Below are 23,769 nucleotides of genomic sequence, written 5' to 3' on the forward strand. Positions count from 1 at the left end.
GAACGTTAGGTCGGGCCGCGGACGTGACACCACCCCCGTCTCACCGATCGAGCACCGCCTCCATCACCGCCCGGGCGATCGGCGCCGCGTCCCCGCCGCCGCTGATGTCGCCCCGGTCGGCCGCCGCGTCCTCGACGACGACCGCGACGGCCACCGCCGGTGTCATGGAGTCGTCGGCCTGCGCCCACGAGATGAACCAGGCGTACGGCGTACCGGAGTTGTGGATGCCGTGCTGGGCCGTGCCGGACTTGCCGCCGACCGTGGCGCCGGGGATCGCCGCGTTCGTGCCGGTGCCCTTCTCCACCACGTCCGTCATCAGCTCGCGCAGCCGTACGGCCGTGGCGGGGTTCATGGCCCGGTGCAGAGTGTGCTGCCCGGTGGCGGACACCAGGTCGCCGTCGGCCGTGGTCGTCCGCTCCACCAGATGCGGCGTACGCACCGAACCCTGGTCGGCGACGGCCGCGGCCACCATCGCCATCTGCAGCGGCGTGGCACGGGTGTTGTACTGGCCGATGGAGGAGAGCGCGAGCTGCGCCCTGTCCACCCGGGCGTCGAAGGTGCTGGGGGACACCCGGAAGGGAATGCCGAGCCCCCGGTCGTTGAAGCCGAAGCCGGCCGCCGTCGTCCGCATCGCGTCCCGGCCCACCGCCACCCCCAGCCCGGCGAAGACCGTGTTGCACGACCACTGGAAGGCGTACCGCAGCGACGCGTCAGCGCAGCCCTCGACCTCGTTCGTCAGCCGCGTCGAACTGCCCGGCAGCCGGTACGGGTCCGGGGACTCCGTGGGCGCGTCCGGATCGCGCACCACGCCCGCGTCCAGGGCCGCCGCCGCGGTGACCACCTTGAAGGTCGAACCCGGCGGATACGTCTGCCGGATCGCCCGGTTGAGCATCGGCTTGTCCGCCGCGCCGTTCAGTCGCGCCCACGCCCTGGCCACGGCGGAGTCCGTCCCGGAGAGCTCCCCGGGGTCGTAGGAGGGCGTGGAGACCAGGGCCAGGATGCGGCCGGTGGACGGTTCGAGCGCGGCCACCGCACCCCGCCGCGCACCGAGCCCGGCGTACGCCGCCCGCTGCGCCGCCGCGTCGAGGGTCGTGACCACCTGCCCACCGGGGTTACGGGCCCGTGCGAGGTCGTTCCACAGCGGGAGCAGTGAGAGCGCCGGGTCGGTCCCCGCCAGCACGCCGTCCGCCGCGCCCTCCAGCAGGGACGTGCCGTAGACCTGGGAGGCGAAGCCGGTGACCGGGGCGTACAGCGGGCCGTCGCGGTAGGTCCGTTCGTAGCGGAACTGCTCGCCGGAGTCCCGGGAGCCGGTGACCGCCCGCCCGCCGACGAGGATGTCGCCGCGCGGCTGCCCGTAGCGGGCGATCGTGTGGCGGCGGTTGGCCGGGTTCTCGTCGTACGCGCGGGCCTGGACGAGCTGGATCCGGGTGGCGTTGACCAGGAGGGCGAGCAGGAGGAGCGCGCAGAACGCGGCGGCGTGCCGGATGTACCGGGTCATGGGCCGGCCGTTGCCCGTCACGGTGCGACCTCCGCGCCCCGCTGCTTGGCCCCGGACGCCTGCTGTTCCTCCTCGGACCGGCCGCGTGCCGAGTCGCTCAGGCGCATCAGCAGAGCCACGATGATCCAGTTGGTGACGACCGACGAACCGCCCTGCGCGAGGAACGGCATCGCCATGCCGGTCAGCGGGATCAGCCCCGTCACCCCGCCCGCGATCACGAAGACCTGCAGCGCGACGATCGAGGCGAGCCCGACCGCGAGCAGCCGGCCGAAGGGGTCGCGCAGGACGAGGCCCGCCCGGATGCCGCGCTCGACCAGCAGCCCGTACAGGATGAAGATCGCGGACAGGCCCGCCAGGCCCAGTTCCTCGCCCGCCGTGGCCAGGATGAAGTCCGACTTGACGGCGAAGCCGATGAGGATCGAGTGGCCGGCGCCCAGGCCGGTGCCGAGGATCCCGCCGGCGGCGAACGCGAAGAGGGACTGGGCGAGTTGGTTGGGGCCCCGGCCCGCCTCGATCGACGCGAACGGGTGCAGCCAGTCCTCGACCCTGCTGTGCACATGCGGTTCGAGCCAGCCCACCGCGAAGGCTCCGCACGCCGCGAGCAGCAGCCCCACCGCGATCCAGCCGGTGCGGCCCGTGGCGACGTACAGCAGGATCACGAAGAGGCCGAAGAAGAGCAGCGAGGTGCCGAGGTCGCGTTCGAGGACCAGGACGCCGACGCTCAGCAGCCAGACCGCGAGGATCGGGCCGAGTACGCGTCCGGTGGGCAGCTGGAGCAGCCAGACACGACGGCCGGTGTACGCGAGGGCGTTGCGGTTGGCGGCGAGGTACCCGGCGAAGAACAGCGCGAGCATGACCTTCGCGAACTCGCCGGGCTGGATGGAGAACCCGGCGATCCTGATCCAGATCCGGGCGCCGTTCACCGAGGGGAAGAAGATCGGCAGGACGAGGAGGGCCAGCGCGGTGACGACGGACACGTACGTGTAGCGCTGCAGTACCCGGTGGTCGCGCAGCAGCACCACCACCGCGATGAACAGACCGACGCCCAGCGTCGACCAGACGAGTTGCGTGGGCGCCGCCCGGTCGGCCGGGGTCTCCAGGTCGAGCCGGTAGATCAGGACCAGGCCCAGGCCGTTGAGCAGGACGGCGATCGGCAGCAGCAGCGGATCGGCGCAGGGGGCGCGCAGGCGCACCGCGAGATGCGCGAGGAGCGCGAGCACGCCCAGCCCGGCGCCGTATCCGGCGGCGCCGGGCGGGACGGCTCCGGTCCGGGCGAGCCCGACGCCGCAGTAGCCGTACACCGAGAGCAGGACGGCCACGACGAGGAGGGTGAACTCGATGCCACGGCGCCGGGGGAGGCGTACAACGGGAGCCGGCGGGTCCGCCTGCGCTGTCGTTCCGGGCGAGAGCATGTCCGGAAGTTAGCAAGCGGTTCGCCCGATGTCCTGTTATGTCGCGACAGTGGGGCCGTTCCGGCGTACCTCAGGTGGTACTGGGGACGCGCTCAGCACCAGCGGGGCGAGGCGCCGATGTTGTCGATGTAGCGGGCGGCTCCCCAGGCCCAGGTGCCGTCCGCGAGGAGGTACCAGAGGGGGTTGCCCTGGATGCTCTCGCCGGGCGTCTTGCAGAAGATGGAGACGACCTCGCCGTACTCCGCGAAGCCGATGACGGCGCTGCCGCGGGTCGGCTTGTCCCGCAGGTTCAGCCCGCCGGGCGCGCTGATGCGGCCCTTGTAGTACCGGGAGTGGCTGCTGTCGTGGCTGCCGTGGTGGTCGTCCCGGTCGTCACCGGCGAGGGCGGGGCTCGCCGCGGCTCCGGCGACGAGAGCGCCGCCGGCGACGGTTATGCCGAGACGGATGAAAGCGGTACGCAGAGACATGGCGGGCTCCTCCGAAATGGGTACCAAGGCTGACTAACCGCCACACTAAAATCCCCCTCCCACCCCCGCCCGCCACACTGAGCCATCGGGGCACCCGCACCCATCCAGGGGCGCGGGGAACGGCGCAATCTTTTGGCTTTTCGCTTTAGGGGCGCGGGGAACGGCGCAATCTTTTGGCTTTTAGGGGGCGCAGCCCCCAAGGGGCGCGGGGAACGGCGCAATCCGCCGCTACGCGGCGCCATCGCGCGCCCGCGCAACGGCCGAGGACCTACTCCGCAAGCTCCTCCAGCAGCCGCGCCGTCGCGAGCCCCGCCCGCAGATACTCCACGAAGAGCTCGTTGTGCAGCGCCCACGGCGACCGCCGAGCCCGGATCAGCCGTATCGCGTCGTCGGCCGCGTGCCCCGCGAGGACCAGCGCGTCGGCGACGACCAGCCCCGACCGGTTGTACCCGTGGAAGCAACGCACCAGCACCCGCCGCCCCTCGTCCAGCGCCTCGGCCGCCGTCCGGGAGAGCCGCATCACGCCGGCCAGCTGCGTGCCGTCCAGCGGCCCGTCCGGAATCGCCCACACATGGTGCTCCACGCCCGGATCGGGACCGTGGCCGGGCAGCCGCAACAAGGTCAGCACCAGATCGAACTCGTCGTGCACGACGGCGAACTCCGGTTCCCCCGACCGGCCCAGGTACTGGTGCCCGCCCATCCACAGCCCCGGCACGATCTCGCTCCACGGGCTGTCCGGGACCGGCACATCGGGTTGCCTCCTGCGAGCCCGCAACGGCGCCTCCCCCTCCAACTGCTCCAAAGGTAGCCGCCTTCTTGCCCCTGGAGCACCCCGCCTGTTCCCATGGTCGAGGGGTGATGATGCATGAACGCACTGCGCGTCATACCGACTTGGCGGCACGGTCAGGAACGGCTCTACGTCTGCCGCACGGACGGCAGGAACATCGCCTGGTACGACAGGGAGGCCGCCCGGGTCAATCTGCTCAGCGAGGAGCGGCGCGAGGACGTGCTCGACGTGCTCGGACCGTTCCTGACCGGAACGGTGACGGTCGGACCGCCACCGGTACCGACGCCCGCCGAACTCGCCCGGCTCTCCCTGCACCCGGACGACGACCTCGCGCCGAACCGGCCCGGCGAGGCCCTGCAGACCGTGCTCGACCACGAACCGGGCCCGCAGCGGCGGATGCGGCCGGATCCCCGGCGGCACGCCCTCGCGGCGGAACTCGCGGTGGGCGAGGCGCTGGACCGGCTGGACGGGGCCGGGTGGCGCACCCTGCACTCGGTGCCGCTGCCCGGCGGGGACCGCGTCCATCACCTGGTGATCGGCCCGGGAGGCCTGTTCGCCGTGCACTCGGTGCACGCCCGCAAACAGCGCGTCCTCGTCGCCGACCCGATGGTCACGGTGGGGCGCCGGGAGGCCGGGCCACTGCTGCGCGCGATCCGCGCCGACGCGGACCGCGCCTCGTACGCCCTGACCGCCGAGGTGCGCCCCGTACTGGCTCTCTTCGCGCCCCGGGAGGTCTCGGTGACGGCACCTCTGCGCGAGCTGCGCGTCCTGCTGGACACGGACGTGGCGCCGCTGGCCCGCGCGGGCGGCGTCCTCAAGCCGGCGGACGTCGAGGCGCTGCACGCCATGGCCCGCGACCGGGGGACGTGGGTACGGGTCTGAGATCCCGCGCCCCGGCTCTCAGGGGCGCGGGGAACCGCGCGGCCCGGCGGAGGGCCCGGCGGAGCGCCCGATGGAGCGTCATGGCAGTGAACCCGCCAGTCCGGGGTCCAGCAGCGGCTCCAGCAGGTCGCCGTGGCGCTCCAGCCGGGGTGCGATGTCCGTGGCCGTGAAGCTCAGTCCGGCCGGGGTGGCGCAGGCCTCGACCTCGTCCCAGGTGACCGGGGCGGAGACCGTGGGGGTCTCGCGGGCCCTGAGCGTGTACGGGGCGGCGGTGGTCTTGCGGGCCGCGTTCTGGCTGAAGTCGACGAAGACCTTGGAGGGCCGCAGGCTGCGGGTCATACGGTGGATGACCAGGTCGGGCAGGTCGGCCTGCGCCTCCACCGCGAGTGCCTTCGCGTAGGCGGAGACCTCGGCGGACGGGGTGGGCTCCAGGGCGGCCAGCAGATGCAGGCCCTTGGAGCCGGACGTCTTCGCGTACGCCGTCAGGCCGTCCGCCGCCAGCCGGTCGCGCAGCCACACGGCGACCCGGCAGCACTCGACGACCGTGGCGGGTGCGCCGGGATCCAGGTCGAGGACCAGCCGGTCGGCGACGTCCGGGGTCCGCGCCGACCACTGCGGGGTGTGGAACTCGGTGACGAGGTTCGCCGCCCACATCAGGGAGGGCAGGTCCTGGACCAGGACCATCCGGGCCGGACCCTCCGAACGGGGGACCTCCGTGGTGGCGACCCAGTCGGGTGCACCGGGCGGGACGTTCTTGGTGAAGAAGACCTGGCCGTCGGGGCCGTCCGGATAGCGCAGCAGGGAGACCGGCCGGTCGTGGAGGTGGGGGAGGAACGCCTCCGCCACGGTCGCGTAGTAGTGCAGCAGCTCCCCCTTGGTGAAGCCGGTCGCCGGGTGGAGCACCTTGTCCAGGTTGCTCAGGGTCACCTTCCGCCCGGCCACCTCAGTGATTGGCGTCATAAGATGACAATCCCACGTATTTGTACGAAAACGGGTAGGCGGGGGAACGGGTGAGAGCGACCTGAAGGGTGTCGAACGTGAGATCCATATGGAACGGTGCCATCTCCTTCGGGCTGGTCAGCATCCCGATCAAGCTGGTGAACGCCACGGAGAACCACGCGATCTCCTTCCGCCAGATCCACACCGAGGACGGCGGTCGCATCCGCTACCGCAAGGTGTGCGAGGTGGAGGAACGCGAGGTGACGTCGTCGGAGATCGGCAAGGCGTACGAGGACGCCGACGGCACGATGATCCCCATCACGGACGAGGATCTGGCCTCCCTGCCGATTCCGACCGCCCGGACGATCGAGATCGTGGCCTTCGTGCCGGCCGACCGGATCGACCCGCTCCAGATGGACACGGCGTACTACCTGTCCGCGAACGGGGTGCCGGCGGCCAAGCCGTACACGCTGCTGCGGGAGGCGCTGAAGCGCAGCCAGAAGGTCGCCATCGCGAAGTTCGCGCTGCGCGGGCGTGAGCGGCTGGGCATGCTGCGGGTCGTCGACGACGTCATCGCGATGCACGGGCTGCTGTGGCCGGACGAGATCCGCTCGCCCGAGAGCGTCGCCCCGGACGCGGCCGTCACCGTCCGGGACAAGGAGCTGGACCTGGCCGACGCGCTGATGGACACGCTCGGGGAGGTCGATCTCGCGGAGCTGCACGACGACTACCGCGAGGCGGTGGAGGAACTGATCGCGGCGAAGGCGTCGGGGGAGGCGGCCCCCGCCGCTCCCTCCGCCGAGAAGTCCGGCGGCAAGGTGATCGACCTGATGTCCGCGCTGGAGAACAGCGTGCGGCAGGCGCGGGTGGCGCGCGGCGAGGACGCCGACTCCGGCGGGGCCGAGGTGAAACCCCTGCGCAAACAGACGGCCCGCAAGACGACCACGAGTGCCACGAAGCCGGCCTCCGGCAAAAAGAAGACACCAGCGAAGAAGACGACGACGAAGTCGGCGGCAGGCTCCAAGAAGACAGCGGCAAAGAAGACGACGGACACCCCGCCCGCCAAAAAGACAACCCCCCGAAAAAGAGCCTCAGCCTGACCCGCACCCGCCGCGTGCGACCCCACGCATTCAGGGGCGCGGGCAACGGCGCAGTCCCCGAGCCGGGGGTGAGTCGGCCGCCATCCTCATGCCGCCGCGTGCGGTTCCGCGCTTTGAGGGGCGCGGGGAACGGCGCAGTCCCCGCACGGGGCGCGAGCCGGCCGCTATCCCCATGCCCGGTGGGGTGCCCCCGCGTGTTTAGGGGCGCGGGGAACGGCGCAGTCCCCGAGCCGGGGGTGAGTCGGCCGCCATCCTCATGCCGCCGCGTGCGGTTCCGCGCTTTGAGGGGCGCGGGGAACGGCGCAGTCCCCGCACGGGGCGCGAGCCGGCCGCCATCCCCATGCCCCCGCGGGGCGCCCCCGCGCTCTCCACGGCCGAGGGGTACCCCACCAACTCCCCCACCCCCACTGGCAAGTAGACCCCACCCGCCCGTTCTATGGTTCAAGATCCCGGGCGAGAGGTGGAGGCACCCGAACCATGCCGAACAGTGACGCGCCGAAGTGGCTGCGACCTCTGGGCCAGGAGGTGCGAATGCTCCCGGCCGGCCAGTGGTGGGACGCGGTCAGAGTCCCGCTGCCCACGGGCACCCGCATCCTCGAACACCTGGGCCCACACACGGGCGCGGTGATAGAGGACGGCTACGGCGGAGTCCTGTACTGGCTCGTCCCCCCGGGCGACGCCGCCGACTGGAACCTGCCCCCGGCCCGCATCCTCGGCCCCGGCTCCCACCTGGCCGTCCCGCCCCGGCACCGTACGCACGCCCCCGGCCTGCACTGGCGAATCCCACCGACCAGAACCCGCCACTGGACGGACCCGGCCCACCTCCACACCGCCCTGCGCCGCGCCCTGCCCTGACCCGACCCGACCCGACCTGACCCGAGCCGAGCCGCGCCCGGCGATCGATCGCGCCCCCTCACCTCCTGCCGCGGGAGATCTTGACGTCGTGAGTTACCGGTAACATCATGGTTCTCCATCACACCCCGCCGCGATCCCCTGTCCGAGCCGAAGGGAAGCAGCATCCCGATGACTGTGCTGAGTACGTCCTCCGACGGGTTCCGGCTCCACGGAGAGCCGTTCCGGATCATCTCCGGTGCGATGCACTACTTCCGCATCCACCCCGACCAGTGGGCCGACCGGCTCCGCAAGGCCCGCCTGATGGGCCTGAACACGGTGGAGACGTACGTCCCGTGGAACCTCCACCAGCCCGAACCCGGCACCCTCGTCCTCGACGGCATCCTCGACCTGCCCCGCTACCTGCGGCTGGCCCAGGCAGAGGGCCTGCACGTCCTGCTGCGCCCCGGACCGTACATCTGCGCCGAGTGGGACGGCGGCGGCCTGCCCTCCTGGCTCACCACGGACACCGACATCCGGCTGCGCACCAGCGACCCCCGCTTCACCGACGCCCTCGACCGCTACTTCGACCTGCTGCTGCCCCCGCTCCTGCCCCAACTCGCCGCGAACGGCGGTCCGGTGATCGCCGTACAGGTGGAGAACGAGTACGGGGCGTACGGCGACGACCGCGCGTATCTCGAACACCTCGCCGCGTCCTTCCGCGCCCGGGGCGTCGAGGAACTGCTCTTCACCTGCGACCAGGCCAACCCGGCGCACCTGGCGGCCGGCAGCCTCCCCGGAGTCCTCGCGACCGGCACCTTCGGCAGCAGGATCACCGAGTCCCTGGAGCAGTTGCGCGCACATCAGCCCGAAGGGCCGCTGATGTGCGCGGAGTTCTGGATCGGCTGGTTCGACCACTGGGGCGAACCGCACCACGTGCGCGACGCGGCCGACGCCGCCGCCGACCTCGACCGGCTGCTCTCAGCCGGCGCCTCGGTCAACATCTACATGTTCCACGGCGGCACCAACTTCGGCTTCACCAACGGCGCCAACCACGACCACGCGTACGAGCCCATCGTGACCTCGTACGACTACGACGCCGCCCTCACCGAGTCCGGCGACCCGGGTCCGAAGTACCACGCCTTCCGTGAGGTCATCGCCCGCCACGCCCCGGTTCCCGAGGAGCCCGCCCCGGCGCCGAGCCCCAAACTGCCGCCCACAGTGGTCGAGTTGGGCGAGCGCGCGCCGCTGCTCCCGCACGCGAGCGTCCTCGCCGAGCCGGTACGCGTCGACGCCGGCCCGGTGACGATGGAGGAGCTGGGCCTGCGGGCCGGGTACGCGCTCTACCGCACCACGGTTCCCGTGCCGGGCGACGGTGTCCTGCACTTCACGGGCGGGGTCGGCGACCGCGCCCAGGTCTTCGTGGACGGCGCCCCCGTCGGCGTACTCGCACGCGCGGACCACGAAGAGGCCCTGCCCGTGCGCGTCCCGCGGGCCGGTGCCACCCTGGACGTGCTCGTCGAGAACATGGGCGGGGTCAACTACGGCCCGCGCATCGGCGCCCCCAAGGGCCTGCTCGGCCCCGTCACCTTCGACGGCACCGCCCTGCACGGCTGGGACTGCCACCCCTTGGCCCTGGACACCATGGGCGCGGTTCCCTTCGCCCCGGCCGCCGACTCGCCGTCCGACGCGGGCCCCGCCTTCCACCGCGGCACCTTCGAGGTCGCGACGCCCGCCGACACCTTCCTCGCCCTGCCCGGCTGGACCAAGGGCCAGGCCTGGATCAACGGCTTCCACCTCGGCCGCTACTGGAACCGGGGCCCGCAGCGCACGCTGTACGTACCCGCGCCCGTCCTGCGCCCCGGCACCAACGAACTCGTCGTGCTGGAACTGCGGGCCACGACCGAGCCGCGCGTCCACCTCACCGACACGCCCGACCTCGGCCCGGTGAAGCCCTGATGCCGCCGCCCGAAGCGCTGATGCCCCCGCTTCGTCTGAAGGTGTCCGCGTCGGCCGAGCCGCCCCTCACCGGCCACCTCCCCTTCTCCGACGCCCCCGGCGTCCCCGACCCCATCGAGGTCACCAGCCGTTACCTCACCCGCGGCGGCCGGCCCTGGTTCCCGGTCTCCGGCGAGTTCCACTACACCCGCTACCCGGCAAGGGAGTGGGAGGAGGAACTGCTGAAGATGAAGGCGGGCGGGGTGACGGCCGTCGCGAGTTACGTCATCTGGATCCACCACGAGGAGGCCGAAGGCCGGATCCGCTTCGACGGCGACCGTGACCTGCGGCGCTTCGCCGAACTCTGCGCCCGTCACGGCCTGGACCTCGTCCCGCGCATCGGCCCCTGGTCCCACGCGGAGGTCCGCAACGGCGGCTTACCCGACTGGCTCCTGGCCCGCGCCCTCTCCCCGCGCACCGACGATCCGGCGTACCTGGCACCCGTACGCACCTGGTACGAGGCCATCGCGGCGCAACTCACCGGGCTCGACCGCGTACACGGCGGCCCGATCGTCGCGATCCAGATCGAGAACGAGCTGTACGACCGGCCCGGCCACCTGCTCACGCTCAAACGCATGGCCCAGGCGGCCGGCCTGAGCGCCCCGCTGTGGACCTCGACGGCGTGGGGAGGCGTCCGGCTCCCGCCCGACGAACTGCTTCCGCTGTACGGCGGCTACCCCGAGACCTTCTGGACCGAGGCCGACGGCGGCTGGCCCGACACCTGCCGCACCCACTACTTCTTCACCCACCAGCGCGACGACGAGGGCATCGGCGCCGACCTGCGCCCCACGACGGTGCGCGGCGCCGACCCGACGGCCTCGGCGGCCCGATTCCCCTGGGCCACCTGCGAGTTGGGCGGCGGCATGGCGGTCGCGTACCACCGCCGCCCGCGGGTGGACGCGGCCGACGTCGGCGCGCTCGGCCTCACGAAGATCGGCTGCGGTTCCGTGTGGCAGGGCTACTACATGTTCCACGGCGGTACGAATCCCGCGGGCGGGCTGACCACCCTCCAGGAGTCCCACGCGACGGGCTACCCCAACGACCTCCCCGTCCGCACGTACGACTTCCAGGCCCCGCTGGGCGAGTACGGCCAGTACCGGCCCTCGTACGACGAACTGCGCCTGCAGCACCTGCTGTTGGCGGACTTCGGCGAGCTGTTGGCGCCGATGGAGTCCTTCCTTCCCGTCCGGCGGCCGGCCGGGCAGGACGACCGGGACACCCTGCGCTGGGCGGTCCGGGCCGCGGAGGACTCCGGCTTCCTCTTCGTCAACAACCACCAGCCGCACGAGGAGTTGCCGGACCACCTGGACACCTCGTTCACGGTCGAGTTCCCGGCCGGGCCCGCGCTCACCTTCCCCAGCACACCGGTCACGGTCCCGACGGGCGCGTACTTCTGCTGGCCGCTGCGCCTGGACGTGGCGGGCCTGCGCCTGGACTGGGCGACGGCGCAGCCGGTGTGCACGGTCGCCGACGAGGACGGCCGTACGGTCCTGGTACTGGCCGCGACGGACGGCATCCCGGTGGAACTCGCGCTTGACGCACGTACGTTGCGGTCGGTTCGGGTGCCCTCCGGGCAGTGCGCCCCGCTCGACGGGTCCGACGACCGCGTCCTGATCACGGGGCTGCGCCCCGGCACCGACGCCCTGGTGGAGGTGGACACCGCCGCCGGCGAACGGGTCGGCCTCCTGATCCTGGACGCGAGGACGGCCCGTACGGCCTACAAGGGGGTCGCCTGGGGGGCGGAACGGCTGGTGCTCGCCGACTCCGACTCCGCCTCCGACTCCGCCTCCGACTCCGCCTCCGACTCCGCCTCCGACTCCGGTGCCGGTGCCGGTGCCGGTGCCGGTGTCGGTGTCGTCTTCGATGAGCACGCGCGGGACGGGCAGGGTGAGGTACGGGTGCACAGCCCGGCCGGTGAAACGTCGCTGGCCGTACTGCCGGCGCCGCGACGGCCTCCGGTGGTGGCGGGCGGGAGTGTGCGGGCGTCGCGCGACGGGTTGTTCACTCGGTACCACCTGACGGGGGACGGCTGGACCCGGGATCCGCGCTTCGGGGAAGCGGGAGGGGGAGGGGGAGGAGGACGGGGGGAGGCGGTGGTGACCCGGGCGGCCGGACCGGCGCCCGAACCCGTGACCGGCGTGCAGGGCCGGGCGAGCGCCCCCGTCGACGAGCACTACGACACGACCGCCGCCGAGTACGCCGTCGCGGTCCCGAACGGCCTCCCACTGACCGGAACCCTCCTGCGCGTCCACTGGACCGGCGACGTGGCCCGCGCGTACGTGGGCGACCGGCTGGTGGCGGACCAGTTCCACTCGGGTCGGGCCTGGGACATCGCCCTGGACCGGCTCCCGGCGTTCGCCCTCCGGGGCGAGGGCCTGCGGCTGAGGGTGCTGCCGAGGGCGCCGGACGCGCGGGTGTACGTGGCGGACGCGTCCGCGGCCGACGGGGCTGTGGCGGCGGTGGGACGGGTCGAGTGGGTGACGACCCGTACGTGGGCGCTCGGGGAGGGGTGAACCTGTCGCACCCCCCTCCTGCCCGGCGGCCTATTCTGAGGGTCGGCCGGGCGGTAGTACGTTCGCCGGGACGAACCGTGAATCTGCCTGAAGGACACCACGCGCCATGACCCGAAGTGCCGGTGACGGTGTGCCGCCCGGTCCCCCCAAGGGCCGCAGCCGGCGCAACTTCGCGGGCGCGCGGCCGGTGATGGACGACGTGGCCCGGCTGGCCGGTGTCTCCAAACAGACGGTGTCCCGGGTGCTGAACGACAACCCGGCCGTCCGCCCGGAGACCCGCGAGGTGGTCCTGACCGCGATGCGGACCCTCGGCTACCGCCCGAGCCGCAGCGCCCGCTCCCTGGCCAGCGGCCGGACCCGCATGCTGGGGGTGATCTCCTTCGACGCGGCCCGTTACGGCCCGGCCTCCATCCTGACCGCGATCAACAGCGCGGCCCAGGACGCGGGTTACCTGGTCAGCTCCATCGCGCTCGACACGGCGGACCGAGCCACGGTCGTACGGGCCGTGGACACCCTGTCGGCCGAGGGCGCGGACGGAGTGATCGCCATCGCCCCGCAGCGCTGGGTGGGCAAGGCGCTGGCGGAGGCGCGGCTGGACACCCCGCTGATGGTCCTGGAGAACGACCTGGGCAAGGACGCGTCGTTCGTGACGGCGGACAACTGGGCGGGCGCACGCTGGGCGACCGAGCACCTGCTGGACCTCGGCCACGCGACGGTCCGGCACGTCGCGGGCCCCACGGGCTGGCTGTCGGCGGACCGCAGGGTGGAGGCCTGGCGGGCCACGCTGAAGGCGGCGGGGGCTGCGGTCCACGAGCCCCTGGTCGGCGACTGGAGCGCCGACTCGGGCTACGAACTGGGCCGCGGACTGTCCGACGACCCCGACGTCACCGCGATCTTCGCCTCCAACGACCAGATGGCGCTCGGTGTGCTCCGCGCCCTGCACGAGTCGGGCCGCCGTGTCCCGGACGACGTCAGCGTGGTCGGTTACGACGACATCCCCGAGGCCGCGCACCTGCTTCCCCCGCTGACCACGGTCCGCACCGACTTCCTGGAGATCGGTACGCGTGCCCTGCGGCTGCTCCTCTCCCAGCTGGGCGGCCCGCCGGAGACGGAACTGGGCCGGGTGGTGCCGGTCGAACTGATCGTGCGCAGGAGTACGGGCCCGGCGCCGACCCGTTGAGCGGTTCCGTCGACCGATTGCGTACTTACACGGGTCACGGGCAGGGAAAATCTGTGTGGATCAGGTGAGTGGACAGGCACTTCGGCGGGATGGAAAGGACCCATGCCGGAGCACGAGACCCCTGTCGGAGCCGCAGATGACGTCGATGTCGCGGAGGACCTGGACGTCATGAAGGACGTACCCGAAGTGGCGGTGGTGGACAAGACCGCTGCCGCCGCGGGAGCCGGCGCCGTGGCTGTCGCCACCGCGGCTGTCGACGACGTCGACGCGGTGACCCGGACGGTGCTGACCGCGTCGCGCGTGCTGGTCGCGTTCTCGGCCCGTTCGCTCGCCCAGGTCGAGGAACGGGTGACGCTGCCGCAGGTCCGGATGCTGGTCGTGCTGTCCACGCGCGGCGCCACCAAGCTGGTCACGCTCGCCGACCTGCTCCAGGTCGCGCCGTCCACGGCCATGCGTATGGTCGACCGGTTCATCACCGCCGGTCTCGCCGACCGGCAGACGAACCCCGGTAACCGCCGCGAGACCCTGCTCCGGCTGACGGAGGAGGGCAGGCGCACGGTCGAGGACGTGACGGCCCGCCGGCGCGCCGAGATCGCCACGATCGTGGAACGCCTCACGCCCGGCCAGCGGACGGCGATCGTAGAGGCCCTGACCGCGTTCAGCGATGCCGGCGGGGAGCCGCCGGTCCCGGACGTCACCGACGGGCAGGACGGGATGCCGCACCCCCTGGGCTGGGTGAACCCGCCGACGCCCCACGACGGATAGTCGGCTGTCGCTCATCCCACGGCGGGGGTGGGGGTGGGGGTCGGTGTCGGCGAGGTCGTATTGACATCCAACCCTTCCGGCCTGTTGAGGACGAGGACGGGCGAGCCGGGCTGGGGTGCGGGCGGGGTCAGCTCGGCCTTGGGGAGCTTGGGCGGGCTGGTCTGCTGGAAGTTGACCTGGTCGTAGTTGACGAGGTCGGTCTTCTCCAGCACCGTGATGTGGTCGAGGACGGTGTCGTTGGCCAGGTCGGCGAGCTGACGGACCATGGTGTTCTTGGTGTTGGCGCGGATCTTGGCGATGACGGGGAAGATCTGCCCGTGCGTGACGCGCATGATGTTGACGGCGGTCGTGTCGAACTGCTTCCCGGTGCTCCCGTCCACGGTGGCCACGAACTGCTGCTGTTGCGGGCTGGCCTGGTTGGGCAGGGTGACGCCCAGCTCGGGGGCGATCTTCCGGCACATCTCGTCGAGCCCGGCGTGCCCGGCGACGAGATGCTTGCCGGCCTCCTTCATGGCGGGGGTGGTCCCACGCTCCATGGCCATGAGCCCGAGGGGGTGCTCCCAGAGCCCCGCGGCCCGCACCTTGACGACGAAATCCCGATCGGCCTCGGTCAGGGGCCCGTACCGGGTGTTGGCGATGATGCGGTCCTGGCTGGTGGTGGTCTTCTCCACCCCGAGAAGAGCCGGATAGGCGAGCGCGGCAAGCGTCACGACCAGCCCCCCGATCACGAATACGGTCCCTGCCGTGCGCTGCGTGACACGCATGCTGCCTCCTGAACTGAACGACCCGGTCCACAGGAGGTACGTACGAGAAGCACAAGGCAATCATTGCGCTGGGTAAATTTTGCACTCGCGCGGATTTGGAACCACGTGGCTTCAGCGCAGCTGCCCGACGAAGGTGCTCCACGCACCGCGGGAGAAGACGAGAGCGGGCCCGGCGGGGCGCTTGCTGTCGCGGACGGGTATGAGGGGGGAGAGGTTGACGGCGACCTCGACGCAGTTGCCTTGGCCCCCGCTGTAGCTGCTGGCACGCCATACGGCCTTCGCGAGGACGGGCGGTATGTGGTGGTCCTGGCTCATGTTCGATACTCCTTGGCGATGCGGCGGATCAGTGTGCGTGACTCCGTCGGCGGCAGCGCTGTAGTGCGGGCGTCGTCGAAGAGAGTGCGGTAGTAAGCGACCGCCGATTCGCGCTCCACCCACAGGTTGCCGGTCGGCGTCTCCGTCAGCACGAGGTCGAGCGATGTCACCTGCGGGAAGCTCAGCAGCAGGTAGGGGCCGAACATACCTGAATGCGCACCACGCGAGAACGGCATGACCTGGACGGTGATGTTGGGGCGCTCCGCCATGGCGACGAGGTGCTCCAACTGTGCGTGCATCACGGTGGGGCCGCCCACATGCTGGCGCAGGACTCCCTCTGCCAGCACCGCCCAGAGTGACATGGGCTCCTCGTCGGTGAGCCGTCGCTGCCGGGCGAGCCGGACCTCGACGAACTGGTCGATCTCCTCAGGCGTCTGCCAAGCCCGCGAGGCGACTGTCACCGCACGCCCGTACTCAGCGGTCTGAAGCAGGCCGGGGACCAACTGCGCCTCGTATGTTCGGACGCTGTCGCAGATGGCCTCCAGCTCGATCTGATCCCGGTATGAGTCCCCCAGTACTGCCTCGTACGGATGCCACCATCCCTCGCGGCGACGTCGGTTGGCGCGCTGCGCCAGGGCGCTGAGACGCGCGCGATCCTCAAGGTCCTGGACTTGGTACGCCTGCATGAGCGCATTCAGATCCGGGGCGCGGACGGGAACGTGCCCGTTCTCCATCCGGCTGATCTTGCCCTTGGTGCAGTCGAGCACCTCGGCGGCGTCTGCCATGGAAACACCCGAGGCCTCACGGAACTTGCGCAACTCATCGCCGAGTTGGCGTCCGAGCACGGTGGATGGTTTGACAGTAGGCATGTGTGACTCCTACCAGAGGTCGGCTGTTGAGACTGCTCAGGCACTCGAAAAGGTGAAGCGAAGCTATGGAGACCGGCGCAACGTTGCGCCAGTACATATGCTGCGGAAGCCCGCTTCGGCGTGCACGCAACTGCCGCCGCAGCGCGGGGATGCGATCTCCGGCTATCGACCATCAGGGAGCGCCATGGCAGGGAGCCCGAGCTCGAACGAAGTCACCTTCCGGCTGTCCCACTGCCGTCGCAGCGTGCCGAGAGCACGAGCACTGGCACACGCCGTGCTCGGCGAGTGGGCCGTCGACCAGGACGTACTGCACACCGCGGAGCTACTGCTCTCCGAGCTGGTGACCAACGCGCTGCGAGCGCACGCCCCGAGCGGCCGACAGGTCGGCGTCCGGATCGCACGCTCGACGGCGGAGGGCTTGCTGAGACTGCAGGTCAGCGACGAGAGCCCGGGCCGCCCCGAAGTACGCACGCCCGGTGACGACGAGACCAGCGGGCGCGGGCTACTCCTGGTGGAGGCACTGGCCCACCGCTGGGGCGTAGAGGAACACGAGGCCGGTACCGGAAAAACGGTATGGGCCGAGCTGAAGGCCCCGGACCTCGTCGCCGAGCCCGCCGAACGGGAGATCGCGGCGGCCATGGTCCGCCCGAACCACCTGGTGAGGGTATGGGGCGAGTGGCGCACGGTCGTCAGCACCCGCAACGAACAGCACGACGGGCAAGACGGGCACGACCCCATCCTGATCCTGAACCTGGACGAGGGCCCGCCCCTACGAGTCCAAGCAACGGAACCACTCACGGTCCGGCACCGCGAGGAGGACGCAGCGGATGTATGAGTGTGCGGCCATCAAGTTCGTGACCGCCGTATGAGCGCGACTATGGTCATAAGCGCATACCTGGCCCGAGGAGGACTCATGAGCGCGCAGCACGCCGAGCCACCGCACGGATCACTTCCGCACCTCAGGACTGTGGCGGACATACGCGCGGCGCTGCGGGACGGACGGGGCTTTCCGGGCGACGCCGAGAGTTTCGAGGCCGACCTGGCTCGTGCCCTGGACACTGCCACGGCCACTGACCTCCACCAGGTCGCCGACGTCATTAAGACATACGCCGGCAGCATCCGCGCCTACAGCGACCCCGAGTTCGACGACGCGCTGCAAGAGGGGCTCGACCTCATCGCCGAGATCAAGAGCGGCCACCAGGAGTGAGCCGAGCCATCGCCGTGATCACGGTCTCGGCGACCAAACGCCTCCAGATGCTGGGCCCGGCAACCCGGCAAGCAGTCGAAGAACTGCGCCAGGAACTGGAGGACAACCCCAAGCTCGGCATCCGACGGGGCCCGGTACAGGGCAACGGCGAGACATTCGTCTACCGAACCCGACTGGAACCCCGCGAGGACGTGCCGGCCCTGACAGTGGTGTACGTATACGCACCCCAACCACACCCCCCAGCGGTGGCGATCATCACGGTCACGCAGGACGACGAAAGGAAGGGCCTCCAGCCCTGACAGGGGTCCGGGTGGGAGCGTCGCGTCTCACTTGGGGCGAGGGAGAGCCAGCTAATGATGGCGTGGTCATCCACGACAACCTTGACCTGCCATCAAGGATCAGGGCGTGGTCTTGGACGCCGGGGGCGGGCGACGCGACTTGGCCAGCGGGTAGTCCGGCTCGGCGGGCCCGGGAATTCCGGCGCGGGCGCGTGTTCCTCGGGCTGGACTTCGGCCTCGGCACGGGCTGCCTGACGCAGGCAGCCGTGGTGTGCCACGACCGTCTTCTGCGCCGCCTCACACAGGTTCTTCCACAAGTGGAAGCGATCTGCGACTTACGTAGCGTCCTGCGCCAGCCCGGACGCCCTCAGCGTAGGCGCCGCCCCGGTCCCGGCACACGATCTCGACGCCCGGATGCGCTGCCAGCCAATCGGCCAGCGTCTGGGCTTCGCGGTCCGGCAGCACGTCGATTGGCCGGTGCGTTTCCATGTCGATCAGGATGGTGTTGTAGGAGTGACGGCGCCGGATCGCGAAGTCGTCGACGCCGAGCACGGTCACCTTCGGGACCTCGGGCGTGGGCTGCGCGCGGATCAGTTTGATGAGCAGGTCACGGCCGCACGGCATAACCAACCGGGTGGCGAGCCGGGATCCGGCCCGGCCGGCCAGCGCCAGCGCGATCGACACCAGCGCCTTCGTCAGCGTCGGCGTCCGCCTGGCGAACGGCGAGGTGAGGCCTGGGACCTGTTCGCTGAACGTCGTCTGGCAGCACGCATCGTTGACGCATTCAAAACGGCGCACCGTCACCATGACCTTCACCCCGCGCCCGGCGACCGGCGAGTCCGCCAACGAACGGCGGTAGCGGCCGTGAACCCGCTCGGACCGGGCGCCGCAGCCGGAACACGCTGCGGCCGGCGCGGAAGACCGTACGGACAACGTCGCGGACACACCATCGGACTCCACTCGATCGACGGCGACTGCGCTCAGGTGCGGAAACAGGTCCTCAATGCTCTGCGATAAGCACGTCGATCATGCTCCCCGATCACACATAGTCCTGTGGGTCGAGACGCGTGCAAGGGCAGAGAACGTCACGTGACCCAACAGAACCGAGGGAACTTGATCGCTTGTGGCCAACTCAGGTGTTCAGCCTTGAGAGATCGTGACCCGCCACAGGGAAAGAGATTCGCCGCGAGAGCCTGGTCCAGGCATGATTCCCTCCGTGCACGAGGACGAGAACCATCGCGGGCCCACGCGGTACACGCTGACGGAGACCGAGCGTGGCCATGCCTGGGGAGTCTGCGTCGAGGCGGAGGGGCTGTTCGGGGAACCCCGGCGTGGGACGTACGAACTGCTCGACTGGGTCCCGGTCGGCGAGGTCCGGGACTGGGTAGGCAGCCGGGTGTGGCTGGTGCCGGATGACAAGGGACTCGAACCTTGGCTGCTGGAGGACGCGGAGAGCTCAGGGCAGTTTCCCGGAACAGACAGTCTGCTGCTCACCGGTCTGGACGACCACGAAGGCCCGCCCGAGGGTCACAGGGGCCCCGTCCGACTGCACGACGGCCATCGGTGGCTGGGCTCGTGCCGGGAATTCGCCCGCGTCCTGCCACCCGAGCAGGTGGCACCCCCGCTCGTCCTGAGGGGACTCGCCCCGAGTGAACAGCTCAGGGCGGCACTGCTGAAGGGCACCCGGCGGGCGCTGGATCTGGAGGAGGCCGCCCTCGAGATACGGGACGACCAGGGCGAACCCCTCACGGAACGACTGCTGTGGACCAGAGTCACCGCCTGGCAACCGTCCTCCAACGGGACGGACCTGATCGACCTGGAGCTCGAAGGAAAGCTCTTCACGCCCGTCCCCGAATACGCCCGGCCCATCTGGGAGCGGTGGCTCGCCGGGCCACCGAACACCCTGGGCGCCTGGGCCTGCCTCGACACCCGGCGCCGCGGGGCCTGGCTCGATCTCGTCCGAGAGCGGGCCTGCCAGCGCGCACACCGTGACCGGCCGGCTCGTCACGCCTACGAACTCGACGGTCGGTACATCACCGACGAACCGGGCCTCTACCTGGCGCTCGGTGAGGCGGTGAACGGTCCGGGCGGCTACTTCGGCGGCTGCCTGGAGGCCCTCGACGACTGCCTGGGCGGCACTTTCGGCTACACCGCTCCCGCAACCCTGCTCTGGCGAGACGCCGTCACCGCACGCGATCACCTGTCCAAGACCTTGACACCGGACGGCGAGCCTTACGACCTGTTCGCCGGGGTTCTCAGCGTCCTGGCCGAGGGCGACATGCACGTCACCCTGGCGTGAGCTGTACTCCGCCACAAGGGCGCCGCAACGCGTCGGCCAGAGAACATCACGTGATCGTCGCCAGAGCCCCCGCCGGACCGTGCTGACTCGCCGTTGGCCGGGCGCCCGTACGACCTACGGCACGCCTGCATCACGCGGTGGCTGAACGCTGGGGTGTCTATCGCGGAGGTGGCACGGCGAGTAGACAACTCGCCGGAGGTGATTCACCGCCGCTATCACGGCTGTATTGACGGACACGAGGAAGTGGCCAACGCGAAGGTTGCAGAGGCTCTCAGAGGGGATGGCGACGCGTGAAGTCGACGGGTGGTCCTTCCTGTAAGGCCCACCCCGCCCGTTCGGTGTGACCAATTAACGGCATTTATTTCACGGATTCCGAACCACGGCTCCGGAGCTAAACAACTGTACTAGCGTAGAGGCCACATGTACTGCTGCCCGTGCTGAATCGAGAGTTTCCGGCAGTGTCGCAGCCTTGTTTCCATGGCGAGAGGTTTGCCCGTACCAAAGGGTGCGCATCATGGCTTCAATTGGAGCAATTGGATCTTTACCGGCAGGGGTTGTGATCGCTATGGAAAACTTTGACCGAGCGTTCCCGATCTCTCCCAGCATGGTGCCTAGCGTGGCCTTGGCATGGTTGGGTTGGATCGTTGAGTGGGCGGCTGATTCAACTGCCTTAATGGCTTCACTGTAGGCGCGCACTGACTCGGGGTGTCGTCCATATGCGGCCTTCCATGCCGAGTTCAGATGCTCAGCGGCGGATCCAACGGATTGGTTAGCGACGGCCTGCGAAATGGTTTCATTCATAGCGTCACGGACTGCTGGCAATACTCGGTTCTCAAGTCCACTTTGTTGTTCATTGACGCGGTAGGCGGAGCCCCCTTGGTCCAGGATGAATTCAAGGTCCTCGATAGGCCGTGAGGCGTCTGGTCTGATCGCTGACCAGATTGCCAGAATTTCGTCAATGCTATCCAGCAGGATCTCGTTATTGACCGAGCAGAGATACTGTGCAGTTCTCTGACGATTTGGAACGGTCAGGCGCAGCCGAAGCGCTACGGCGTCTGCCAGCGTGTCCTCTTCGTAGCTGGTATTGACGCGGAGCGCACTGTGGACCCATGTCTGCAGAGGGGTGACCAGATGTTGTGGGACGCCGTCGTAGGAGCCCTCGTCGGGGTCGTCCTCAACAAGCCCTGTGCGAACGGAGAAGCGTTGGCGTCCAGTGGTGGTCATGGCGCAAGAGGGTACGGGTGAGGCGGCGAAGGACGCGACCATAAATGCACTCATCGTGTGCGATCGGCGTTCATGGTCCCGACGATCTTGTTCGGGCTTCCAGGCTTCGGCCAGGCGTGCGGTAGTGCCTGGCTAACGCCGCCGCCTACCTGCAAGCGGGAGTACTTCCAAGGCATGTCGCGTGTATCGCAGATGGTGCGCGAACAGTGAGAGACAGCAAGAAAGAGCGGGAGTCAGTGAGACTGACTCCCGCTCTCTCATGTCGGCATTCGCACTGGTCAGAGCATGATTCTTGCTGACTGACTGGCGAGTGCCCCCGGCAGGATTCGAACCTGCGCACACGGCTCCGGAGGCCGTTGCTCTATCCCCTGAGCTACGGGGGCGTGTCGGGCGCTGTGGTTGCGGCGACGGGTTGAACACTACCAGCTCTCTCCGGGTGTTCATGAACGGATTTCGGGGGGCGGGGAGGGGGTGTCCGAGGTGCGTTGGATCTTGAGCGGGTCTCGGTCGGATCTGGTCCCGGACGGGAGCCCGGTCCTGTCCGGGACAGGAGCCCGGTCTTGTCCGGGACGGGAGCCCGGTCTCGTCCCGGACAAGAGGTCGGTCTCGTCCCGCGCGCGAGCCCGGTGTCCCCCGCGCGGGTTGGAAGTAGGGAAAAGCCGGACGCGAACCCGCGCGCCGACCTACTCTCGAGTTGTGCCAGGCGCGTCGGGTCGGGTGCTTGTTGTGGACGACAACAAGGTCATCCGGCAGCTGATCAGGGTCAACCTCGAGCTGGAGGGTTTCGAGGTCGTGACCGCGGCTGACGGTGTCGAGTGCCTGGACGTCATCCACCAGGTGCGCCCCGATGTCGTCACCCTCGACGTGGTCATGCCCCGGCTCGACGGGTTGCGTACCGCCGCCCGGCTCCGGGCGGACCCCCGCACCCGTAACCTCCCCCTCGCCATCATCAGCGCCTGTACGCAGTACGAGGTCGAGAGCGGGCTCGACGTCGGTGTCGACGCCTTCCTCTCCAAGCCCTTCGAGCCCGCGGACCTCGTCCGGCTCGTACGCCAGTTGCGGGAGCGGCGGGAGACCGCCGACACCGGTGTCGGCGGCAGCGGCTCCGGCAGCGGGCCCGGTTCGGCGTTCGACAGTGCCGAGAGTCTTTACGGGCCCGGCGGGCCCGAGCGCGCCGGTCGTGCCGGTAACTGAAGCGGACAAGCGGACAGGGGAAAGGCCAGAGAGCAAGAGAGAGGGACGCGGGGCGTCCATATACCGGGACCTCGTCCAAACCCATTCGCCTACCCACCCCCCTCCTCCCCTACGCTTGTCCCGTGACCCCCGTCGAGCTCTCCCGCACCGTTCTGCGCGCCGTGCGCCGTGCGGTGGACGAGGGTGAGCTGGTCGTGGCCGTGCCCGAAAAGGCGCAGGTCGTACCGCCCGGGCCCGGCGGGCGCGGGGATTACGCCACCAACGTCGCCCTGCGACTGGCCCGGCCCGCCGGACGGCCGCCGCGCGAAGTCGCCGAGATCCTGCGGCCCCATCTCAGTGGAGTGGCAGGCGTCGCGCGGGTCGACATCACCGGGCCCGGGTTCCTCAACGTCACCCTCGTCGGCCGCGGGACCGCCCTCGTCACGGAGATCCTGCGGCGCGGCGAGCGGTACGGGTACGCCGACGGGCCGACCGGGCAGGTCGTCCAACTGCATTACCCGTGCGAAGTGCGCGCCGCCGTCACCGGGCAGGTCCTCGCCCGGATTCTGCGGTCCCAGGGCGACCTCGTCCGTACCTCATGCGAGGCCCCGCTTGACCCCGCCTGGGCCGGGCCCCTCGGCGTCACCGTCGACGCCCACGGTCCGCTTGAAGTGCCCGCACCCCCCGACATCAACCTCCGCCCCGTGCCCGCCCGCCAGGACCCCACCCCTCTCGGCCGTGACGCCGGCCGCTGGGCACTCCTCCATCCCGCGCCCCACGACGGGCTGCGGATCACCGAGGACCATCTCGTCCAGACGGAGGGCAACCCCCTCTTCCGCGTCCGGTACGCGTACGCCCGCAGCCAGGCCCTCAGCCGTAACGCCGTCGCGCTCGGATTCGCCGCCGTTCCCGCGGACTGCGCAAGCAGCTCCGGCAGCTCCGGCCCCCTCCTCGACGCCCTCGACACCTACCCCCATGCCCTCGCCGCCGCGGCGCGCCACCGCGCGCCCGACCGGGTCGCGCGGCATCTCGTCACCGTCGCCGACGCGCTGCTCGCCTTCCAGCACACCGTGCTTCCGCTGGGGGACGAGAAACCCTCGGCCGCCCACCGCTCCCGGCTCGCGCTCGCCGAAGCCGCCGGGACGGTGCTGGCCGGCGGCCTGTCCCTGCTCGGTATCAATGCACCGACATATCTCTGACCGGATCAGAGAAGGCCAGATCAGAGAAGGCTGGATCAGATTTAGTGTGATCAGGTCTGATTTGATTCG

At 70.3% G+C, this 23,769-nt stretch carries 23 protein-coding genes and 1 tRNA gene; 13 read left to right on the forward strand and 11 right to left on the reverse strand.

What is annotated here, in order from left to right; all coding sequences use genetic code 11:
* Positions 1-40: 40 nt before the first annotated feature.
* The 4 genes from K3769_RS16885 to K3769_RS16900 all read right to left on the reverse strand — a co-directional run bounded on the left by K3769_RS16885 (position 41) and on the right by K3769_RS16900 (position 4,152).
* On the reverse strand, positions 41-1,498 hold the full coding sequence (locus tag K3769_RS16885) for a penicillin-binding transpeptidase domain-containing protein (protein ID WP_267027250.1): 1,458 nt from the start codon (positions 1,496-1,498) through the stop codon (positions 41-43).
* A gap of 17 nt (positions 1,499-1,515) precedes the next feature.
* The gene (locus K3769_RS16890) at positions 1,516-2,910 is read right to left on the reverse strand and encodes an FtsW/RodA/SpoVE family cell cycle protein (RefSeq protein WP_267027251.1); all 1,395 of its coding nucleotides are present in this window, start codon (positions 2,908-2,910) and stop codon (positions 1,516-1,518) included.
* Between the two features lie 92 nt (positions 2,911-3,002).
* The gene (locus K3769_RS16895) at positions 3,003-3,377 is read right to left on the reverse strand and encodes an SH3 domain-containing protein (RefSeq protein WP_267027252.1); all 375 of its coding nucleotides are present in this window, start codon (positions 3,375-3,377) and stop codon (positions 3,003-3,005) included.
* A 268-nt stretch (positions 3,378-3,645) separates the two neighbouring features.
* On the reverse strand, positions 3,646-4,152 hold the full coding sequence (locus tag K3769_RS16900) for a protein-tyrosine phosphatase family protein (RefSeq protein WP_267031410.1): 507 nt from the start codon (positions 4,150-4,152) through the stop codon (positions 3,646-3,648).
* A gap of 90 nt (positions 4,153-4,242) precedes the next feature.
* Here K3769_RS16900 and K3769_RS16905 point away from each other — a divergent pair, with 90 nt between their 5' ends.
* Positions 4,243-5,046: a nuclease-related domain-containing protein gene (locus K3769_RS16905; protein WP_267027253.1), complete on the forward strand. Its 804-nt coding sequence runs from the start codon at positions 4,243-4,245 to the stop codon at positions 5,044-5,046.
* Between the two features lie 78 nt (positions 5,047-5,124).
* Here the strand turns inward: K3769_RS16905 and ligD are convergent, their stop codons facing one another.
* Positions 5,125-6,006, reverse strand: coding sequence for a non-homologous end-joining DNA ligase (ligD, locus tag K3769_RS16910; RefSeq protein WP_267027254.1), 882 nt, complete (start codon positions 6,004-6,006; stop codon positions 5,125-5,127).
* 77 nt (positions 6,007-6,083) lie between these two features.
* Between ligD and ku the strand changes: the two genes are divergently transcribed.
* The 6 genes from ku (at position 6,084) to K3769_RS16940 (ending at position 14,372) form a co-directional block, all read left to right on the forward strand.
* A complete protein-coding gene (ku, locus tag K3769_RS16915; RefSeq protein WP_372514961.1) occupies positions 6,084-7,085 on the forward strand; it encodes a non-homologous end joining protein Ku in 1,002 nt (333 codons plus the stop codon).
* A gap of 477 nt (positions 7,086-7,562) precedes the next feature.
* Positions 7,563-7,940: a hypothetical protein gene (locus K3769_RS16920; protein ID WP_267027256.1), complete on the forward strand. Its 378-nt coding sequence runs from the start codon at positions 7,563-7,565 to the stop codon at positions 7,938-7,940.
* A gap of 168 nt (positions 7,941-8,108) precedes the next feature.
* Positions 8,109-9,875, forward strand: a complete 1,767-nt coding sequence (locus K3769_RS16925) for a glycoside hydrolase family 35 protein (protein WP_267027257.1) — start codon at positions 8,109-8,111, stop codon at positions 9,873-9,875.
* A 20-nt stretch (positions 9,876-9,895) separates the two neighbouring features.
* Positions 9,896-12,427, forward strand: coding sequence for a beta-galactosidase (locus K3769_RS16930; RefSeq protein ID WP_372515152.1), 2,532 nt, complete (start codon positions 9,896-9,898; stop codon positions 12,425-12,427).
* Positions 12,428-12,533: 106 nt separating this feature from the next.
* Positions 12,534-13,607, forward strand: a complete 1,074-nt coding sequence (locus K3769_RS16935) for a LacI family DNA-binding transcriptional regulator (protein ID WP_267027259.1) — start codon at positions 12,534-12,536, stop codon at positions 13,605-13,607.
* A gap of 231 nt (positions 13,608-13,838) precedes the next feature.
* Complete coding sequence (locus tag K3769_RS16940; protein WP_267031411.1) at positions 13,839-14,372, forward strand: MarR family winged helix-turn-helix transcriptional regulator; 534 nt, start codon at positions 13,839-13,841, stop codon at positions 14,370-14,372.
* An 11-nt stretch (positions 14,373-14,383) separates the two neighbouring features.
* Here K3769_RS16940 and K3769_RS16945 read toward each other — a convergent pair whose 3' ends face one another.
* The 3 genes from K3769_RS16945 to K3769_RS16955 form a co-directional block, all read right to left on the reverse strand.
* Entirely contained in the window at positions 14,384-15,136 is a 753-nt protein-coding gene (locus K3769_RS16945) for a DUF4142 domain-containing protein (protein WP_267027260.1), read from the reverse strand.
* A gap of 111 nt (positions 15,137-15,247) precedes the next feature.
* Complete coding sequence (locus K3769_RS16950; RefSeq protein WP_267027261.1) at positions 15,248-15,451, reverse strand: DUF397 domain-containing protein; 204 nt, start codon at positions 15,449-15,451, stop codon at positions 15,248-15,250.
* Entirely contained in the window at positions 15,448-16,320 is an 873-nt protein-coding gene (locus K3769_RS16955) for a helix-turn-helix domain-containing protein (protein WP_267027262.1), read from the reverse strand. Before K3769_RS16955 ends, K3769_RS16950 begins: the two co-directional genes overlap by 4 nt.
* A gap of 244 nt (positions 16,321-16,564) precedes the next feature.
* Here K3769_RS16955 and K3769_RS16960 point away from each other — a divergent pair, with 244 nt between their 5' ends.
* The 3 genes from K3769_RS16960 to K3769_RS16970 all read left to right on the forward strand — a co-directional run bounded on the left by K3769_RS16960 (position 16,565) and on the right by K3769_RS16970 (position 17,826).
* Complete coding sequence (locus K3769_RS16960; protein WP_267027263.1) at positions 16,565-17,155, forward strand: ATP-binding protein; 591 nt, start codon at positions 16,565-16,567, stop codon at positions 17,153-17,155.
* A 78-nt stretch (positions 17,156-17,233) separates the two neighbouring features.
* Positions 17,234-17,527 (forward strand): DUF6247 family protein, encoded by a 294-nt coding sequence (locus tag K3769_RS16965; RefSeq protein WP_267027264.1) that lies wholly within the window; start codon positions 17,234-17,236, stop codon positions 17,525-17,527.
* Positions 17,524-17,826, forward strand: a complete 303-nt coding sequence (locus K3769_RS16970) for a hypothetical protein (RefSeq protein ID WP_267027265.1) — start codon at positions 17,524-17,526, stop codon at positions 17,824-17,826. The genes K3769_RS16965 and K3769_RS16970 overlap by 4 nt, the downstream gene beginning before the upstream one ends.
* Positions 17,827-18,102: 276 nt before the next feature.
* On the opposite strand, the gene K3769_RS16975 is transcribed toward K3769_RS16970, so the two are convergent.
* On the reverse strand, positions 18,103-18,750 hold the full coding sequence (locus K3769_RS16975) for an ISL3 family transposase (RefSeq protein WP_267027266.1): 648 nt from the start codon (positions 18,748-18,750) through the stop codon (positions 18,103-18,105).
* 259 nt (positions 18,751-19,009) lie between these two features.
* On the opposite strand from K3769_RS16975, the gene K3769_RS16980 reads away from it, so the two are divergent.
* A complete protein-coding gene (locus K3769_RS16980) occupies positions 19,010-20,104 on the forward strand; it encodes a barstar family protein (RefSeq protein ID WP_267027267.1) in 1,095 nt (364 codons plus the stop codon).
* A gap of 363 nt (positions 20,105-20,467) precedes the next feature.
* On the opposite strand, the gene K3769_RS16990 is transcribed toward K3769_RS16980, so the two are convergent.
* Together K3769_RS16990 and K3769_RS16995 are read right to left on the reverse strand one after the other, a co-directional pair.
* Positions 20,468-21,328, reverse strand: a complete 861-nt coding sequence (locus tag K3769_RS16990) for a hypothetical protein (protein WP_267027268.1) — start codon at positions 21,326-21,328, stop codon at positions 20,468-20,470.
* Positions 21,329-21,639: 311 nt separating this feature from the next.
* Positions 21,640-21,711, reverse strand: a tRNA-Arg gene (locus K3769_RS16995).
* A gap of 259 nt (positions 21,712-21,970) precedes the next feature.
* Here K3769_RS16995 and K3769_RS17000 point away from each other — a divergent pair.
* A complete protein-coding gene (locus tag K3769_RS17000) occupies positions 21,971-22,522 on the forward strand; it encodes a response regulator (RefSeq protein ID WP_267027269.1) in 552 nt (183 codons plus the stop codon).
* Positions 22,523-22,644: 122 nt separating this feature from the next.
* The gene (nrtL, locus tag K3769_RS17005) at positions 22,645-23,700 is read left to right on the forward strand and encodes an ArgS-related anticodon-binding protein NrtL (protein ID WP_267027270.1); all 1,056 of its coding nucleotides are present in this window, start codon (positions 22,645-22,647) and stop codon (positions 23,698-23,700) included.
* The last annotated feature ends 69 nt before the right edge of the window (positions 23,701-23,769 follow it).

Source organism: Streptomyces ortus, assembly GCF_026341275.1.
Taxonomy (GTDB): Bacteria; Actinomycetota; Actinomycetes; order Streptomycetales; family Streptomycetaceae; genus Streptomyces; species Streptomyces ortus.